Annotated in this window: 11 protein-coding genes and 1 pseudogene; 7 read left to right on the plus strand and 5 right to left on the minus strand. The window is 36.3% G+C overall.

What is annotated here, in order from left to right; translation table 11 throughout:
• Positions 1 to 140 precede the first annotated feature (140 nt).
• Complete coding sequence (locus tag AC07XN_RS15620; protein WP_494743752.1) at positions 141 to 1,322, plus strand: M20 metallopeptidase family protein; 1,182 nt, start codon at positions 141 to 143, stop codon at positions 1,320 to 1,322.
• 283 nt (positions 1,323 to 1,605) lie between these two features.
• Entirely contained in the window at positions 1,606 to 2,349 is a 744-nt protein-coding gene (locus tag AC07XN_RS15625) for a class I SAM-dependent methyltransferase (protein ID WP_494743753.1), read from the plus strand.
• A 55-nt stretch (positions 2,350 to 2,404) separates the two neighbouring features.
• Here AC07XN_RS15625 and AC07XN_RS15630 read toward each other — a convergent pair whose 3' ends face one another.
• Positions 2,405 to 4,195, minus strand: a complete 1,791-nt coding sequence (locus tag AC07XN_RS15630) for a MutS-related protein (protein WP_494743754.1) — start codon at positions 4,193 to 4,195, stop codon at positions 2,405 to 2,407.
• Between the two features lie 55 nt (positions 4,196 to 4,250).
• A complete protein-coding gene (locus AC07XN_RS15635) occupies positions 4,251 to 4,895 on the minus strand; it encodes an oxidoreductase (protein WP_494743755.1) in 645 nt (214 codons plus the stop codon).
• Between the two features lie 234 nt (positions 4,896 to 5,129).
• Between AC07XN_RS15635 and AC07XN_RS15640 the strand changes: the two genes are divergently transcribed.
• The 3 genes from AC07XN_RS15640 (at position 5,130) to AC07XN_RS15650 (ending at position 11,624) form a co-directional block, all read left to right on the plus strand.
• Positions 5,130 to 9,131 (plus strand): AAA domain-containing protein, encoded by a 4,002-nt coding sequence (locus tag AC07XN_RS15640; protein WP_494743756.1) that lies wholly within the window; start codon positions 5,130 to 5,132, stop codon positions 9,129 to 9,131.
• A 131-nt stretch (positions 9,132 to 9,262) separates the two neighbouring features.
• Positions 9,263 to 10,135, plus strand: coding sequence for a UbiA family prenyltransferase (locus tag AC07XN_RS15645; protein WP_494743757.1), 873 nt, complete (start codon positions 9,263 to 9,265; stop codon positions 10,133 to 10,135).
• A gap of 112 nt (positions 10,136 to 10,247) precedes the next feature.
• Positions 10,248 to 11,624, plus strand: a complete 1,377-nt coding sequence (locus tag AC07XN_RS15650; protein WP_494743758.1) for an L-serine ammonia-lyase — start codon at positions 10,248 to 10,250, stop codon at positions 11,622 to 11,624.
• Between the two features lie 42 nt (positions 11,625 to 11,666).
• On the opposite strand, the gene AC07XN_RS15655 is transcribed toward AC07XN_RS15650, so the two are convergent.
• Together AC07XN_RS15655 and AC07XN_RS15660 are read right to left on the minus strand one after the other, a co-directional pair.
• The gene (locus AC07XN_RS15655; protein WP_494743759.1) at positions 11,667 to 12,521 is read right to left on the minus strand and encodes a hydroxymethylglutaryl-CoA lyase; all 855 of its coding nucleotides are present in this window, start codon (positions 12,519 to 12,521) and stop codon (positions 11,667 to 11,669) included.
• Between the two features lie 146 nt (positions 12,522 to 12,667).
• Positions 12,668 to 13,231, minus strand: a complete 564-nt coding sequence (locus AC07XN_RS15660) for a DUF4136 domain-containing protein (protein WP_494743760.1) — start codon at positions 13,229 to 13,231, stop codon at positions 12,668 to 12,670.
• A 441-nt stretch (positions 13,232 to 13,672) separates the two neighbouring features.
• Between AC07XN_RS15660 and lon the strand changes: the two genes are divergently transcribed.
• Positions 13,673 to 16,159, plus strand: coding sequence for an endopeptidase La (lon, locus tag AC07XN_RS15665; RefSeq protein ID WP_494743761.1), 2,487 nt, complete (start codon positions 13,673 to 13,675; stop codon positions 16,157 to 16,159).
• A 55-nt stretch (positions 16,160 to 16,214) separates the two neighbouring features.
• Here lon and AC07XN_RS15670 read toward each other — a convergent pair whose 3' ends face one another.
• On the minus strand, positions 16,215 to 18,203 hold the full coding sequence (locus tag AC07XN_RS15670; RefSeq protein WP_494743762.1) for a CHU_0125 family OmpA-like outer membrane integrity protein: 1,989 nt from the start codon (positions 18,201 to 18,203) through the stop codon (positions 16,215 to 16,217).
• A 563-nt stretch (positions 18,204 to 18,766) separates the two neighbouring features.
• Here AC07XN_RS15670 and AC07XN_RS15675 point away from each other — a divergent pair.
• A pseudogene (locus AC07XN_RS15675) lies at positions 18,767 to 19,224 on the plus strand (hypothetical protein); the annotation flags it as partial.

A 19,224-nucleotide genomic window follows, 5' to 3' on the forward strand; every position in this document is an offset into this window, starting at 1 on the left:
ACGAATGGCTGATTATTTTAGGATATATAAACAAATCTGATTATGGCCATGAAGAAGTATTGCTAATAGGATTTAATAAGATAATAAAAGAAAACGCTCGTCTAATTTTAAAATTATTGGATGAGTTATTTGACCAATAAATGAAAGAAAAAATAAAACAATTAGCCCAAGCCAATGCCAGTGAGTTTGTGGCAAATCGCAGACATTTACATCAAAATCCTGAATTATCGTATCAGGAATTCAATACGCAAAAATATGTAGCAGCACGCTTAAAAGAAATTGGCATTATCCCAACTGAAATTGCGAACACAGGCTTAGTAGCAACGATTGAGGGGAATAATCCTTCTTCTAAAATCGTGGCTTTGCGTGCAGACATGGATGCTTTACCGATTGTTGAAGCGAACGATGTACCCTATAAATCATTGAACGAAGGCGTAATGCACGCTTGTGGGCATGATGTGCATACAGCTTCATTATTAGGCGTATCTAAAATTTTACATACGCTTCGCAATGAATTTGACGGAACAGTAAAGCTAGTCTTTCAACCTGCGGAAGAAAAAGCACCGGGAGGAGCATCGGTAATGATTGCCGAAGGAGCTTTATTAAATCCTACTCCTAGCAAAATGCTTGGTCAGCACGTAGCACCAAATATTCCCGTAGGAAAAATCGGTTTCCGCGAAGGAATGTATATGGCTAGTGCAGATGAATTATACTTTACGGTAAAAGGCAAAGGCGGACACGGTGCAATGCCTGAATTAGGCATTGACCCTGTATTGATTACCTCACATATTATCGTGGCTTTACAGCAGATTATCAGTCGTAACAGAAACCCTCGTTATCCTTCAGTGCTAACTTTCGGTAAAGTAATTGCCAATGGTGCTACCAACGTGATTCCAAACGAAGTATACGTAGAAGGTACTTTTCGTGCGATGGACGAAGAATGGCGTGCAGATGCGTTGGCACGTATCAAGAAAATGGCAGAAGGTATTGCAGAATCTATGGGTGGAACTTGTGAAGTATTCATTCAGAAAGGATATCCATTCTTAAAGAATGAACCAGAATTAACACGCAGGATGAAAGGTGCTGCGGTTGATTACATGGGCGAGGCCAATGTGATTGATTTAGATATTTGGTTGGCAGCAGAAGATTTTGCCTATTATACACATCATGTAGATTCGTGTTTTTATCGTTTAGGAACTCGTAATGAAGCCAAAGGTATTATTTCAGGTGTACATACGCCTACATTTGATATTGACGAAAGTGCTTTAGAAATCGGAGCAGGATTAATGTCTTGGTTAGCTGTTAGTGAATTGGCCATCTAATCATATGACTTTGTAGAAATTGAAAAACCTCTTGATTTGATAGTCAGGAGGTTTTATTTTTTCGTTCTTTTATCTATTTTCTCATAAATTTTCAAACAGAAAAAAGAAATTATCCATTATCCGTAGCGGTAACCCTTGCGGTTACCGTTTATTAGTATGAGTACTTTGTCGAACGGTAACTGCAAGGGTTACCACTACGGGGATTATACGAAGATAAAATTCTTAGCTTTTTTGATTACTTTATTAAAATCACAATTCATCACTCACAATTATTATTTACATCATGCCCAAAGATAATTTTTCCACCCAAGCAGCACTTTATGCTAAGTTTCGACCAAAATATCCTGAGGAATTATATGATTTTGTATTGAGCAAGGTAAAAAGCTTTGACACTGCTTGGGATTGTGCTACTGGAAATGGACAAGTAGCCTATCGTCTATCTGAAACATTTAAAAATGTTTTTGCCACAGATATTTCACAAAAGCAACTTGATAATGCACAACAAGCTGACAATATTCATTATGCTATTGCCCAAGCTGAAAAGACAGATTTCTTAGAAAACTCTTTTGATTTAATTACGGTAGGACAAGCAATTCATTGGTTTGATTTTGAGCGCTTTTATCAAGAAGTTCGTCGAGTTGCTAAGCCAGAAGCCATTTTTGCTGCTTGGGGTTATGGTACATTGACGATAGATAATGAAGAAGCCAATGCTTTGTTCCAAGATTTTTATCAAGAACAAATTGGTGAGTATTGGGATGCTGAACGTGACTATATTGATGAGGAATATCGTACGCTTCCTTTTACACTAGCAGAAATAGAAAGCCCAAGGTTTGAAATGGCTTATCAATGGACATTGGCTGAACTGGAAGGTTATTTAAATACGTGGTCGAGTGTACAGAAGTACATTAAAATTCACCATGAAAACCCTGTAGATGGTTTTATAGAAAGTTTAAAAGCTATCTATAAAAGTTCAGATATTTTTACGGTGAACTTTCCTATTTTTATGAAGGTAGGGTTTGTAAAATAATATTTTTACTCTCAATCACTGATGGCATGACTTGAAGTCATGCCATCAGTACATATCACATCTCAATCCCAATCCTCTTCATCAATTGACTAGCATTAAAACTATGGCAAACGCCTTCACGAAGTTTATAATCGAATACTAAATCATCGTTGACAACCTCAGAAGAAAAGCTGTAGTTTTTTACAAAATCCTGTTCATCAAATTCGTCGCCTAATTCTACGTCGTGCGTCGAAATAAAGCCAGAAGCTGATGTCTTGTGTAATTGTAACATCAAAGCCCTTGCTCCTTCGTGACGGTCTTTTGAGTTTGTTCCTTTCAAAATTTCATCTAGAAAATATAGAATCGATGCCTTACTATTATCGGTTGTAGCTACTTCGTCAATCAACTGTTTCAAGCGTTTTAATTCTGCGTAAAACGACGATGTTCCTTCTTCTAACGAATCATTGCTTCGCATACTGGTAAATACCTGCAAACACGAACATTCAAAGCTTTCGGCACAGACTACGCCCCCCGCCAATGCCAAAACTACATTAATGGCTACTGTTCTTTGAAAAGTACTTTTCCCTGACATATTCGAGCCCGTAATGATGATTGTTTTGCCCTCGCCAATCAGTTCTATATCATTTGCAATTCGTTTGCTTGCTTTAATCATTGGATGCCCCAAAGCCTTGGCCTTTAGCGTTACTCCACCCGTCACAATAGTCGGATTAATAAAGGTTGGATTAGCAAAATGGTAACCCGAAAAACTATTTAACACCTCAAACTCAGCAATCACAGCTAGCCAAATAGGAAGATTATCACGGTGAGCTTGTTTCCAATTTTCTAGTTTAATAAAATATTGAATATCCCATAAAGTTGGAACGCCTACCACAAAGGCAAAGAATGGATTGGTTCTGTTGGCTAGTTTATTAAGGATGTCTTCTAAAGCCTTGATAGCAGGACTTGCCTCTGAAATTTTACTTTTTAAATCGTTTAGCTTTTCTTCTTGAAAATTCTCTGCGACAATCAATTCTGATACTGCGGCATAGGCTTTCATCGCTCCTGCAATACGATTAGTTTGTTCTAGGGCAATGCTTACTTCTTCAAAAATTTGTTTCAGAATCATCCCATGCACCATAAAAAGCACCAATACTATATACGCTGGCACAAAACCCACAATCCAAGCAATGGCTACAGGAATAGTCAAATAAGGTAAATAACGAGTAATTTGAAAGAGAGACTTTTTAATTGTTTGGTTCGCAGGAGCATTATTCCATGCTAATAGCTTGTCGGTCGGTTCAGCTACTTCTTCAATCAGCATCGCTGAAGCTTCTAAATCTTGACGCCAGTCTATTTTTGCTGATAATTCCTGAATGGCCTTTTGGCGATTTAAAATTTCATTTGTTTGGGCTGGATGCAATATCCAATCTGCCAGCATTTTGGCTCCTCCAAAAGTATGCGTACGGTTGAGTAATTTATAAAGCGATTGGTTTCCGAAAATATCTAAATCATTCGCATAGAAATGTTTGTCTTCTATGAAAGCTTCGCCCGTTTCAGTACGATTAAATTGGTTTGATAATCGTTGAATTTCATCTTCATTCAAGGCAATCAACTCCTTGTTTTTATCTCTTAAGTATTTAACTTTAAGATGTTTGGTCACTGAAAATAAAAATAAGGCTATTCCAATAATCAATACCAATAAAGTATAGGCAAAATCATACAACTCATAACAGAAATAGCCAACCAATGCAGTGATTGCAAATAAAAATGCTCTGAAAACAGCCCACTGATTATACTGTTTTTGGAAGTGTTCAACAAGGCTCTGGAAGTGTATTTTTCTACTTTGAAAAGTTTCGAGGGGTGTCATATACATATTTTAATTTCGACAAAGATACACAAAGGGCTTTGAACATTGCAAAGGCTTATAATTCCTGCAATTCATCTGATTCAAAAAAGTGAACGCCTTTTAAATCTTTGCTCGCTAATACTTGCATAGCCTTTGCTATTTGTGAGGCTTCTATTCCTCTGTATTTTTTAAGTTTCCCTATCAACAAAGGTGAGATTATTTTAGCTAATACAATCCCAATTTTTTCTCCTACCCTAAACTCTTCTCTATCCCCTAAAATAAAAGATGGACGAACACTGATAAAATTATCAAAGCCTAAACTCTTTATTTTCTGTTCTAAATCGCCCTTAGTTCTCAAATAAAAATTAGAAGAAGTAGCATCAGCACCAATCGATGACACCAGAATATACTGTTTTATCCCATTGGATTGGGCAATTTTACCAATTTCAAAAGGATAGGTACAGTCTATTTTATACTGTGCTTCTTTAGACCCTGCTTTTTTTAGGGTTGTGCCCATGGCACAAAACAAATCGTCTCCAACAATTTTTGTAGGGTCTGGCTTATCAAAATCGATTGTTTCTTGTACTAGCTTGGGATGGCTAATGTCCAATGGTTTGCGTAATAACAAGGTTACTTTTGTGTAATGTGGGTTTTCAAGGATTTGTTTTACGAGGGTGGTTCCCACCAAACCTGTTGCTCCGATAATTAAGGCTGTTTTCATAGTAATTTTCTGATAGACAATTCTTTAAATAAATTACGAAGTTTATGATAATCATTACTTATTGCTTAAACCTTATAATGAGGCTCTCCGTTCCTAGAAGAAAACCTCTTTTATAGTAAGGTATCTAAAAAAATATAAAAATCGGCAATTTAATAACTATCATTTCATTTTTTACGTTTGTATTATAGGCTTTTCCTGTAAATTTGAATTAATCAATTCATCAAATGTGTTATCGTGAAAGAAAATACTTTATATTCTATACTGAAATCATACCAAAAGAGACTTACGAATCTGAGTGCTAGGAATAAGTCTTTATTATTGACTTCCGCAACTGAACAATTTTTAGATATTCATGAGCTTGATTTTCTAAAGAATACTCCTTCTTTTCATATCATTGAGCAACTAATCGCTCAGAAAAACACGATATCACTTTCTGAAAAACATGACCCTCGTTTTGAAAAAGTCAACGAAATCAGTAAAAAGCTAAGAAAAATTTCAAGGCATGATAAACTGATAGAAGAAGAACGTGGCTCTGAAGATTTATACATTGGTTACCCTATTGTAAAAGGTAAATTTTCAGATGGTACTGTCGTTCGTTGTCCATTACTTTTTTTTCCAATTCATCTAGAGGCTACGCTTTCTACTCAAAAGAATGCTGGCACTGATGAATCTCTCACAGAAATATGGCAAATAAAATTGAGAGAAGAGGCGCTTTCAATCAATAGAAGTTTTTTGTTGGCTTATTCTTATTTCAATGATATTCAGCTTTCCGATGAGTTTTTGGATAATTCTTTCGAGGATTTTTCAAAAAATGCCCTTGAATTCAGAACACAGCTTTATGAATACCTAAAAAGCTCTCCGCTAAATATCAATTTCAATCAAGAAAACTTTACGAATCAACTAACGTTTTTCGAAAAAATCACCAAAACTGAATTAGAAGCAACCGAACGCAATGGCGAACTGAAGTTATATCCACAAGCTGTTTTAGGAATTTTCCCACAAGCAGGCTCATTTTTAGTACCCGATTATCAGTTTCTGATTGATACGCTAGCGCAAAATGAAGAAAAAACGGTTGAGCATCTTTTTCCAAATGATGTCAATCCAGAGCATTCTGTTATCAGAGAGGAACAATTGCTAATGCCCTTTGAAATAGATATTTCACAAGAGGTAGCCTTGCGAGAAGTAAAAGCTGGACAATCGTTGGTAGTACAAGGCCCACCTGGCACTGGGAAGTCTCAATTGATTTGTAACCTTGTTGCCGATTTTATGGCCAGAGGGAAAAAGGTATTGGTAGTTTGCCAGAAAAGGGCAGCGCTAGATGTTGTGCAAGAACGCCTAACACAAGTGGGCATGAGAGCTTTCGTAGGGAATGTCCATGACTTTAAGAATGATAGGAAAGCGTTGTATCAACAAATCTTTGATCAGATAGAGCAAGTAGATACTTATCAAAAGCAGAACCAAAGTCTGGATGCTATTTTTATCGAAAGAAATTTCACACAACAAAGTCGGCAAATTGATAAAGTTTCCGAAGAACTCCAGAGCTTTAAAGATGCCTTATTTGCCATCAATGAATCTGGCGTATCAATCAAGGAATTATATTTAACAAGCTCGGCCAATGATTCTTTTGTGGACTTGCAGGAGTATTACAAGTACTTCAACTTTACGGAAATCAAAGATTTTGTTGAGAAATTTAAGCTATACTTTGCTTACCAAGAAAGATTAAGAGGGAACGAAGCTTCTGAATTTTGGCAAAATCGTCTTTCTTTTCAACATCGCCAATCAAGTGATATTGCATTGATTACTAAGACGATTAAAGAATTAAGTCATTTTGTACAAGACTTTGAGAGCCAAGCCAAACAAATATTGGATAAAAATTTATCTTTTGAAGCTCTCCAAAAGATTTCACTCGAAAGAATAAAGCTACAAAATCTTTTAAATGGTATTGCGACCGACAAAGTATATAAACTTTTAACCAGAAATTTAACGGAACGAATCAGGACTAATGCTACTAAAATCTCGGGATTAGAAGCGGAAGTTGGACAATTATTTGCTGGGCAGGGTATTGAAATCACTTTACCCAGTACAGCACTACTGCCTTTAGCTGGTAAAATAAGTAATGCTATCAATGCCAAAGAAAATACATTTGAAAGTATTTATTGGACGTTGTTTTCCAAAGAGAAAAAGGAAATTCAGCATCTGGCAATCGCCAATGGTTTAAGCATTGCGTCGGACGATTTAAAGAAATTACACGAAAGAATTCTGAATAGAATTGCTTTAGAAAAATGGTGGCAAGAAAACGCTTACCTGTTTGGGAAAGACTTTGAAAAAACCATAGAGGACAATCAGGAACCGATTTGGTTGAGAAAAGGCTACCGTTGGTTCGAACGCCATTTCCAACTACTGTATCAAGTAGCCAAAGCTGAAACCATTTTACGGAGTATTAAAAGTGTTCAATTAAGTGAGTGGCTAGATTGCAGTTGGGCAGATTTTCAACCGAAAGTCAATTTTCTGATTGAGAAGTCAACCCAATTAGAAGAACAAATAAGTCTATGGCAAGCTAACTTATCTCCTATTCAGATAAAAGAATTAGCCAACCTACAACATGGCACTTTAGTGATTAAATACTTGCAAGAATATTTTGATGATATGCAGGAGTTGGATGCATTGAAGGCAAATAGTAGCCATACAGAATTAGCCGTAATTGGGTTGTTTGATGATGAAAAGAATCCTTACGAGAGTTTTCTGAATAGTTTAAAATTGGCGTGGATAAAAGATATCGAAACGAAAAACCCAATTTTAAGGGGAGTAAGCTCTTTAAAAATTGGGCAGTTGGAAAGTCTTTTACAAGAGTCTCTGTTACAAAAACAGCAATTAAGTAAGGAAATCTTATTGCTAAAATTACGCACACTCAGTTATCAGAATTTAGAGAAAAATCGCCTCCAAAATATTGTTACTTATCGTGATTTAAAACACCAAGTAGCTAAAAAGCGGAAGTTATGGGCAGTTAGGCGATTGATTGCCACTTTTTCAGATGAAATATTCAGGCTTGTGCCTTGTTGGTTGGCTTCGCCAGAAACGGTATCAGCCATTTTTCCGATGGAAACCGAAAGTCCTTTCTTCGATTTAATCATCTTTGATGAGGCCTCGCAATGTTTTGCTGAACAGGGTATTCCAGCACTATTCAGAGGGAAACAGGTAGTGATAGCGGGCGATTCTAAACAATTGCAACCTAATGATTTATACCGATTAAAATTTGAAAACGATGATGATGATACTCCCGCCTTGGAGGTCGATTCCCTTTTAGATTTGGCTTGTCAATATTTACCTCAAACGCAACTAAGAGGGCATTATCGTAGTCGTTCGTTAGATTTAATAGATTTTTCTAACCAATATTTTTATAAAAACACACTACGTCTCTTACCTGATTTTCATGAAATCAATAAGGGCGAGCCTGCTATTCAATATTTAAAAGTAAATGGTATTTGGGAAAACAACAGCAATCTTGAGGAGGCCGAAACCATCATTAGTTTGGTACAGAACCTCAAAAAAGATTTCCCTCAAAAATCTATCGGTATTGTTACTTTTAACTTTAAACAACAAGGACTCATTCAGGATTTATTAGAAGCAAAGCATTTTTCTTTTGATAAGACTGATACTGCTGTGGCGCCTATTTTTGTTAAAAATATTGAAAATGTACAAGGTGATGAGCGAGACATCATTATTTTTTCAATAGCATATGCCCCTGACGTGAAAGGCAAATTGAGTATGCAGTTTGGGTCGCTTAATCAGCAAGGTGGCGAAAACCGTTTGAATGTAGCCATTACCCGTGCCAAAGAAAAAATATTGATTGTAAGTAGCATTATGCCACATCAGCTACATGTTGAAGATACTTTAAATGAGGGTCCTAAATTATTGAAAAGCTATTTGGAATACGCCTTGCTAGTGTCGGAAGGTAATTATAAACCTAAGCCTTATTTCTCAACAAAATATCAGGCAGATTGGTTATTAAAAGAGCAAATTGCCAAAGATAATCAGCAACATATTAAAGAATTGCCTTTTGCTGATATTACCGTTAAGACGGGAGAAAAATATGAATCGCTTATTTTGACTGATGATGATTTGTATTACGAGCATATTTCGCCCAAAGAAACTTTTGCCTATATTCCAGCAGGATTGAAAGCCAAAGGCTGGTCTTTTGAAAGAATTTATAGTCGTAATTTTTGGAAAAATACGTAAACTGAGAGTGGGCTTTTTTTACCCGCAGATTGTTAGATAATTTTTCGCAGATTTACGCAGATAATATTTGTCAGCGTAAATCTGCGTTATTAATCTCCAATATCTGCGGGTAAAAAATCAAAAAGATTAACATGAAAAATATTATTTTGCATCTCAGGATTCCGTTTTCTTTTTTCCTTATGCCTGTTTATTGGTTCGCCTTGAGCCAAACGAGTAATACCAACTTGGGTATCAGTATCGGCGTTTTCTTCTTGCTCCATTTATTGATTTATCCTGCTTCTAATGCTTATAATAGTTATTATGATAAAGATGAAGGCTCAATTGGGGGACTAGAAAATCCTCCTCCTGTTAGCAAAGCATTGTTTTATGTTGCTTGGGGATTGGATATTATAGCAGTCATTATCGCTTACTTACTCTCAGGTTGGATATTAGCACTTGCTTTACTTATTTATAGTAGTATTTCTAAAGCATATTCTAATGATAAAATTAGGTTAAAGAAATACCCAATCCTTAGCTGGATTACTGTCGGTATTTTTCAAGGTGCGTTTACGTATTTAACTGTTATCCAAGCAATCGACGAGCTTCCACTTGAGAATTTATTGCAAGAGAAATATTTATTCCCTGCCTTATTGAGTAGCTTCAATCTACTGGGTTTTTACCCCATGACCCAAATTTATCAACACGAAGAAGATGCTAAGCGAGGCGATTTAACCATGAGTAGATTATTGGGTATTCGTGGTACTTTTATTTTTACAGCGGGAATTTTTCTATTGGTTACCATTGGTTTCTTCTATTTTTTCCAAACACAACAAATTTTTCAATTTCCTGCTTTTATTGTTTACTTGGTCGTAATGTCGCCAGTACTAATTTTCTTCAATAGTTGGTTTTTGAAAGTCCTTAAAGACGAACAATTAGCCGACTATAAGCACACGATGCAACTTAATTTCTTAGGTTCTATTTGCTTAAATTTGTTTTTTATCTTGTTGTTTTTAAGTAATCATTAAGGCAATGTATTTTGCATAAACTTTCTCTTTTGACTTACCAGATAATAGGGATATATACTAATGACTACTAAAAAGATGTATATTTAAGCCCTAAATATTACTTCAGCAAACTATGTATTCCCAAGCTATTACTACTTCCATTTTTGATTTATTCAAAGTTGGTCCTGGTCCATCGAGTTCACATACAATCGGCCCGATGAAAGCCGCATACGATTTCTTAACAGAAATCAATCGTTTACCTACATCACTTATTTCAGACAAGCTTCAAATCGAAATTTATTTATATGGCTCACTAAGTGCCACAGGAAAAGGGCATGGTACAGACAGGGCCATCATTGCAGGTTTATTAGGTTGGAAACCTGATGCCTGCGACCCCGTTAAGTTTTTGAAAATATTAAAAAATCCAGATGATAAATATCCTGTCAAATTTCACGACCATCTTATTGCCGTAAATGCTGATAATTTTCACTTTGAAAGAGGCAAGTACGACTCTCCACATGCCAACACGATGGTGCTGAAATTGAAAGATGAGTCAACTATACTTCTTGAACATGAATATTATTCCATTGGTGGAGGATTCATTTATCGTAAGGGAGAAAAACAACATCCTAAAAATGCCATTAATCCGCCATACCCATACACCAGTATGAAGGAATTGAAGGCTCATTTAAATCGTGAAAAGATTTCTCTCACCGAACTCATGCTAGCCAATGAAATGGCTTTGACAGGCGTTTCAAAGAAAGAGATTGAGCAAAAAGTAGATGGCATTTTAGACTTTATGCATAAAGCCGTAAAACGTGGTTTGAAAGATAAAAGAGTATTGCCTGGTACTATCAAACTACGCAGAAAAGCCCCTTTACTCTATGAGCGTGCTAAGAATCTAGCCATCACCAGTGATAGCTTCTTGATTTTCTTAAATGCTTATTGTTTAGCAGCATCTGAAGAAAATGCCGCTGGGAATATTGTAGTCACCGCACCTACGTCGGGTGCATCTGGCGTAATTCCGGGGATTACTTATCTCATAAAAAATCATTTTCATTACCCACCTTCCCTCATGCGTGATGGTATGTGGGCAGCCGCAGCCATTGGCTTTTTAGTAAAACATAATGCCAGTATTTCTGGTGCAGAAATGGGCTGTATGGGCGAAATCGGTACAGCATCAGCTATGGCTGCGGCTATGCTAACCTACTGTGCTACCAAAGATATCAATGCGATGGAATCGGCCGCTGAAATTGGCATAGAGCACCATTTAGGGATGACTTGTGACCCTATCGGTGGCTATGTACAGATTCCTTGTATTGAGCGTAATGCGATGGGAGCGGTAAAATCTTACAATGCTTTTCTATTGGCTACCTCTGGAGATAGCTCTCTGCAAAAAATCTCTTTTGACAGCGTGATTAAAGTAATGAAAGCTACGGGCAAGGATATGTCTAAAAAGTATAAAGAAACCTCTGAAGCAGGTTTGGCATTGAGTGCTACGGAATGTTGATAGATAGTATTCGCTGAATTGTTTTATAAAATTCAGCGAATACTATACAAAAACCTCCCAGCTTTGCTGAACCGCTTTCCTAAAAGCAGATAAGTCTATTCCCAAATCTATCGACTGACTTTCGAAATACTCTATCAGGTTTTGTGTATTGATATTGCCTACTAATTCGTCTTCCGCCATTGGACATCCTCCAAAACCTCCGATAGCACCATCAAAACGAGTACAGCCTGCTTCGTAAGCAGCTTTGATTTTAGGTAACCAAGCATCTGCACGAGCATGAAAATGCCCTCCAAATTCGATTGCAGAGTATGCTAAAATCAAGTCTTTGAATAGGCTTGAAATGATTGAAGTATCTGCCAAGCCAACAGTATCCGAAAGGGCAATGATATTAATGCCTATATCCGCCATTTTCTTTGTCCAAAATGCTACAATTTCAGTATTATAAGCATCGCCATAGGGATTACCAAAGGCCATTGAAAAATAAACGACTAATGTTTTATTGTTTTTTAAACAAAGGGATTGAATAGCTTCTACTGTCTTAAAAGCTTCTTCTACTGAAATATTAGTATTGCGTTGTTGAAAAGTCTCTGATATAGAAAAAGGAAAGCCTAGGTAATGGATTTTCTCAAAACTAACAGCCTTTTCTGCTCCACGCAGATTGGCTATAATTGCCAATAGTTTAGTAGGAGAATGATGTTCCTCTAAGGCACGATACACCAACTCCGTATCTGCCATTTGCGGAATGGCTTTGGGCGAAACAAAACTCCCAAAATCAAGGGTATCAAAACCTACTTCCAGTAATTGTTGTAGGTAAACAATCTTCAGTGCTGTAGGGATTTGCCTTTCCCAGCCTTGCATGGCATCTCGTGGGCATTCTATTAATTTAATTGTTTTCATGTTTGGTTCCATGCTGAGAATATTCAACAATGGTTTAGATTGTTTTTGAAAACTAAACATAAAGAATTTCTTGGTGAATATCAAAAAAACAAAAATCCCGTCCATTGCTGAATCGGGATCCTGTAAAAGTGGTTAGGTATTCGTTATTAATAAGATCTTCTTCTTTTTTTTGCTATTGCCTCCATATTATCATATCCTGCACGGTTTGGATATTGCATCATTATTTTATTGACAATCTCAAATACTAACAACTCTCTATCTTTCTTACTATTATTAATTTGCCCCTTTGCATATCCTTGCCAAATCATGTCTTTAGAATTAGCATCTAACATATTAATAATGATTCTATTTTCTTCATAATTATCAGAAGAAACACTCGCTGGCCAAGATGGTGTGGCAGTACTTGAACTTACTGATTGTATATTATGAGCATCGGTTGAAAAACTCACTACAATGTCTGGTCTAGCGTCATCTCTTTTATATCCTCTACTCCCCATTTCATATTCCATGGCCTTAGTCATACGTTTTATCATCAGCGGACTGCCCATTACGGCATCCTGCTGAGAAACAGGAGGCGTATAAAAACTATAAGTACGATATTGTGAAAAATTAATTTGGCGGTCGTAGTCTGAGCGAACCGTCAATGATGAGCTACAACTAATTGTTGCTAGTAATGTAGCTAAAGCAATGCATTTTAAAACTGTTTTCATAGAACTAGGAATTAATCTACTATGTGTAAAGAGGGTCTGAAATTTTCATAGATTAGCCAACTACATAGAATTTTATTTTGGTTAGTAATATAGTTTTTTTATCTTAGAACAATAACGTTATGGGTTTATGTTTATTCTCTTACACCCCAATATTTACAGCAGGGATGTATTGAAAATGGTGTTAAAAAGCCATTACATTCTTTATAACTCATGCCAATATGTCAATTGGCATAAGGTTTGACCGTTTAATAAATCAAATTTGATTGTATAACTTTTAAGTGTAATTTTATGACTTCTGTCATTGTGGCAGAAAATTCCATTTGAATTTGGGAATAATCATTTTGATATATTTAAACTTTTATCCACTTGCTTTAATTATATATAAATACCCATTACCTACACCGTACTATTACTTATTTCCAAATTTGCATAACACATAATATGAGTCTAGATAAAAACTTTTTAAATAATCTTAAACTTGCCGAGATTTCTGATTTCGATGGCATAGAACTAATTCCCCTTGGGTCGGAAGGGGTTGATGATGAAAAACTTGGAAAACTTACCGACGAATTACCAATATTACCAATCCGAAATGTTATTTTATTTCCCGGAATGGTAATTCCCATTACTGTAGGAAGACAAAAATCTGTTAGGCTTGTAAAAAAAGCTTACAAAGGAAATAGAACAATTGGCGTAATTACGCAAGCGAATCCGAATAAAGAAGAACCCCTTGGCGAAGATTTGTACAAAGTAGGTACGGTAGCACATATCATTAAAATGATTGTTTTGCCAGGTGGCAATACTACTATTATTGTTCAAGGACGTAAACGCTTTGAAGTTCAAAACTATATTAAAACTGAACCGAATTTGATTGCTAAAGTAAATTATTTAGAAGATAATTTACCTGCTAAACTCAATAAGGAAAACAAAGCATTGATTCAGTCTTTGCGGGAAATGGCTTCGAGAATTTTATTCTTAAACCCAGAGATTCCTCGTGAAGCCCAAATTGCCTTGGATAATATCGAATCTCCAAGTTTCTTAATTCACTTTTTGTCTGCTAATGTAAATGCCGAATTAGCCGAAAAGCAACAATTATTAGAAACAATTAATGGACTAGACCAAGCCAGAAAATTGCTTGAATTGATGATGACTGATATTGATTTATTGGAAATCAAAAGGGAAATTCAAAGTAAGGCAAGTAGCGATATAGACCAACAACAACGTGATTATTATTTACGCCAACAAATAAAGGTTTTACAAGAGGAACTGGGTGTTGATAGTCCAGAAGCGGAACTTGATAAAATCAGAGCAAAGGGCGTTAATAAAAAATGGAGTAAGGAAGTATCTGATCATTTCCAGAAAGAGCTAGCAAAATTACAACGTACCAATTCGATGTCGGCTGAATATCCGATGTTAATGAACTATGTAGAATTACTAGTTGATTTACCTTGGAATGAAATCACAAAAGATAATTTCGACCTTAAGAAAGCACAAAAGGTACTTGACTTTGACCATTTTGGTCTTGAAAAAGTAAAAGAAAGAATTATCGAATACCTAGCCGTATTGAAAATGAAGGGCAATATGAAAGCCCCAATTTTGTGTTTATATGGCCCTCCGGGGGTTGGTAAAACTTCGTTAGGAAAATCTATTGCAAAAGCATTAGGTAGAAAATATATCAGAATGGCCTTGGGCGGTTTACATGATGAATCTGAAATTAGAGGACATCGTAAAACCTATATCGGTGCTATGCCTGGTAAATTGATTCAGAATATCAAAAAGGCTGGCTCTGCTAACCCTGTATTTATATTAGATGAAATTGATAAGGTTGGTTCAGACCACCGTGGCGATCCGTCTTCTGCCTTACTAGAAGTACTTGACCCAGAGCAAAATAATGCTTTTATGGATAATTACTTAGAGATAGAATATGATTTATCTAAAGTATTATTCATCGCTACAGCCAATTCATTAGATAGTATCCACCCTGCCCTTCGCGACCGTATGGAAATCATTGACATCAGTGGTTATACGATGGAAGAGAAAGTACAGATTGCAAAAAAACACCTTGTCCCTAAGCAAAAAGAAGAGCACGGTTTAGAAAACAAGACGTTAACTATCACAGATGCAGCTTTACAGAAGCTAATAGAAGGTTATACCCGAGAGTCTGGTGTAAGAAAGTTAGAACAACAAGTGGGCAAATTGATTCGTAAAGTGACGAAATCAATTGCGATGCAAGAAGAATATCCGAAGGTTATCAAACCTGAGGAGGTTGTTAAGTTATTAGGACAAGAGTATTTCGATAAAGATTTATACGAAACCAACGATACTGCTGGTGTAGTAACAGGCTTGGCTTGGACACCCGTTGGTGGAGATATTTTATTCATAGAATCAATCTTGAATCGTGGGAAAGGTGGTATTACTTTATCTGGCCAGTTGGGTGATGTCATGAAAGAATCTGCTATGGCAGCGCTTTCGTACCTCAGAGCACATGCTGATGAGTATGGAATTGATTACAGAATTTTTGATAACTACAACCTCCATGTTCACGTTCCTGCAGGTGCAGTACCTAAAGATGGCCCGTCGGCTGGTATCACCATGACAACGTCTATTGCTTCGGCTTTAACACAGCGTAAAGTAAGACCTCATTTGGCGATGACTGGCGAAGTAACGCTTCGTGGCAAAGTTTTGCCTGTAGGTGGTATCAAGGAGAAAATTCTAGCCGCAAAGCGTGCAGGTATTCAAGAGATTATTTTATGTCATAAAAATAGAAAAGACGTTGAAGAAATAACGCCTTCTTATATTTCAGACCTTACTTTCCACTATGTGGATATGGTTGATGAAGTATTACAGATTGCCTTGATGGAAGAAAAGGTTTCCAAACCGATTAACTTTATTTTTCCAGAAGACAAACGAGAAGTAGTTTTGAATTAGTCATAAAAAAAGCGGAAGATTTAGGTCTTCCGCTTTTTTAGTTAATAGTCGATTATTACTTCACCGACAACACTTTAAATTCTGTTCTACGGTTTAGCTGGTGCTCTTCCTCTGTACAGTTTACACCATCAGCACATTTGTTTACTAGCTGACTTTCGCCATACCCTTTCGCGACAATTCTGGATGGAGCAATCCCCTTTGAAATGATATAGGCTACTGCTGCATCTGCTCTTCGTTGCGATAATTTAGCATTGTATTCTGCTGTTGCTCTTGAATCGGTATGTGAACCTAATTCTAACTTAATAGTTGGGTTATCATTTAAGATTTGTACGATTTTATCTAATTCTGGCGAAGCATCACTCCTAATATTAGATTTATCTAAATCATAATAAATCGGGGCAATCTGAAACAGCTTTGTAATCTCTTTTCCTACTTCTGGCTTATCTAATTTTATCGATGCATAGAAAGTAGTATCTGTTTCTGCTTTCGTTAAAAGTTCTAAAGGAATTGATTTACCAACCATCGTAAAGGGCTCACGCTTGGTAAAATAGCCATTCTTTTCCGTTACAATTGTGTAAGATTTATCTTCTTCCATTTTCACCTTGCCAAACGTACCTTCTGCTTTGGTATAAATCTCATCAATCGCTTGATTAGTTGAATTATCAATAATTGCCACCTTTACTTCGTCAAGTGGCTGATTATTCATATCGGTAATGCTTCCTGCTAAAAAGTAACGGATAATTTTCTTTTTAGGCGTTTCTTTGGCAATTACTGGAACATCGTATTTTTTATCAGGCTGTGTATTTTCGTAATAATAAATGTCATCATCACCTTTCCCTGAATCTCGGTTTGAGGCAAAATATCCTTTTGTAGAATCAATGGCTACTAAACCAAAATCATCAAAACGAGAATTCAATGGAATCCCTAAATGCTCTACCGTGATTTCTCCATTTTTACGAACAGCCACAAATAAATCTAAACCGCCTAGTCCTGCATGCCCATCTGAAGAGAAATATAATTTTCCGTCCGCAGAAACATAAGGAAACATTTCATCGCCAGCGGTATTAATATCACCCCCTAAATTGATGGCTCTACCGAATCTTCCTGCATTGTCAATATTAGCACGGTATAAATCTATTCCGCCTTTTCCTCCAGCACGGTTTGAACCAAAATAAAGTGTTTTATTATCTGCTGAGAAAGATGGACAACCATCCCACGCCAACGAATCTGACACTGAAATCATTTCGGGTTCGGTCCAAACGCCATCTATATTTCTTGAAATGTATAAATCTACATCTGGTGATGCGTCCGAACGCTTTCCTGCATTTCCCCTAGCAAACACCATCATTTTACCATCTTTAGAAAATGTTGGCGTTCCTTCATTTGCATTATTTTTAAAGATGGTCGTGCTAAAAAGCGAAGGGTTTCCTAATTCGGTTGGACTGTTCAACGAAGCTTTGTATAAACCTAAATAAGGTAAACCATTATTTTTATAGATAATATCTTTGCGTGAAGCTGTAAAAATCAAATCATTTCCTTGAATAATGGGTGCAAATTCTGCTCCTGTAGAATTGATATTCAAAGGTTTTAATTCAATATAGGTTTTTTTATTGGCCAAGGCTTCTACTTCTTCTAACTGGTCTATTTCAGCTTGTGCTTTGTTTTTATATATTTTACTAGGCACGCCAGAAAGATATTTCTCGAGATTTTGGGCAGCTTCTTGGTATTTACCTTGCATTTTCTGCGTGGTTGCTAAATGATAACGCAAATCATTTTCTCTACTCCCAGCGGCCAATGCTTTTTCGTAATATTCGCCTGCGAGAATCGCACGGTTGGATAATCGGTATGACTCAGCAATTAAATAATTTGTTTTACCCAATTCGTAATTTGCTGCAGATGCCTTTTGTAATTCTTTAATGGCTAGTTCGTATTCACCATTGTCAAATTTTTTCTGACCTTTTTTAAACGATTGTAGTGCTGAATTACAACTATTCAACAAGATAACCGCTGCGAAAAGAGATATAAGTTGACGAAATTTTTGCATAGTTTTCTTTAAGAGAATTGATTTGATTAATCTGAGAACCTCGTATCTGTGCATTTAGCTCATTACTAAGTTTCAACTTTAATTATTGTCTTTGCTTGGTATTAATATAAAACTGAAACCATTCAGCATTACGGTAAATATAACCATTTTATAAACGAGTTTTTGTCTAAAATGATTGTACTTAATAGATTTTAATTTAGCGTGAGGAATCAAAGCAAACTAAAATCTAAAAAATCACCTCTACGAGCCATCTGTTTTATCTAAAAACACGCTATGATTTACCTATAAATGCTACTAAAAAAATCATCGAAAAAAATATTTGCAAATTTGTACTTTAATAAGTATCTAAAATATAAAATTTATTGTACCTTTGCGAGCCTTTTACTAAAAGGCAGTATTTAAGTTTCTGAAAGTGAATAACTTATTTTTTATTTCTTGATATTTTATCTTGCTAGTAAGTAGCTTAAAAAATTTATTTTACAGCAGTGATGTTGCAATATTTTAACTAAGACATCTGCGATTTAGAACAGACAATTTTTCTAAAATCGTTGATAAAATTAACAATGAGAAAGCGAATCGAAAAAGAAGATTTGGGCTTCGAAAGAAGACAACAAACTCGTGAAAGAAAAGACGAGTTAAGCCGCGAATTAGGACGTGAAGTGCCTGCAAGAAGGACTTACGGAGGTGATGCAGAACGCAGACCACAGGGTGAAAGAAGAGAGTTTAGCTCGGAACGCCGTGATTTTAAACCACAAGGCGAGAGAAGAGATTTTAACTCAGGGGAACGCCGTGAGTTCAAACCGCAAGGCGAGAGAAGAGAATTTAACTCAGGTGAACGTCGTGAATTCAAACCACAAGGCGAGAGAAGAGAATTTAACTCGGGTGAACGTCGTGAATTCAAACCACAAGGTGAAAGAAGAGAATTTAATTCGGGTGAACGTCGTGAATTCAAACCTCAAGGCGAGAGAAGAGAATTTAACTCGGGTGAACGTCGTGAGTTCAAACCACAAGGTGAAAGAAG

The organism is Arcicella sp. GW458-12-2-14-TSB2, from assembly GCF_059423785.1.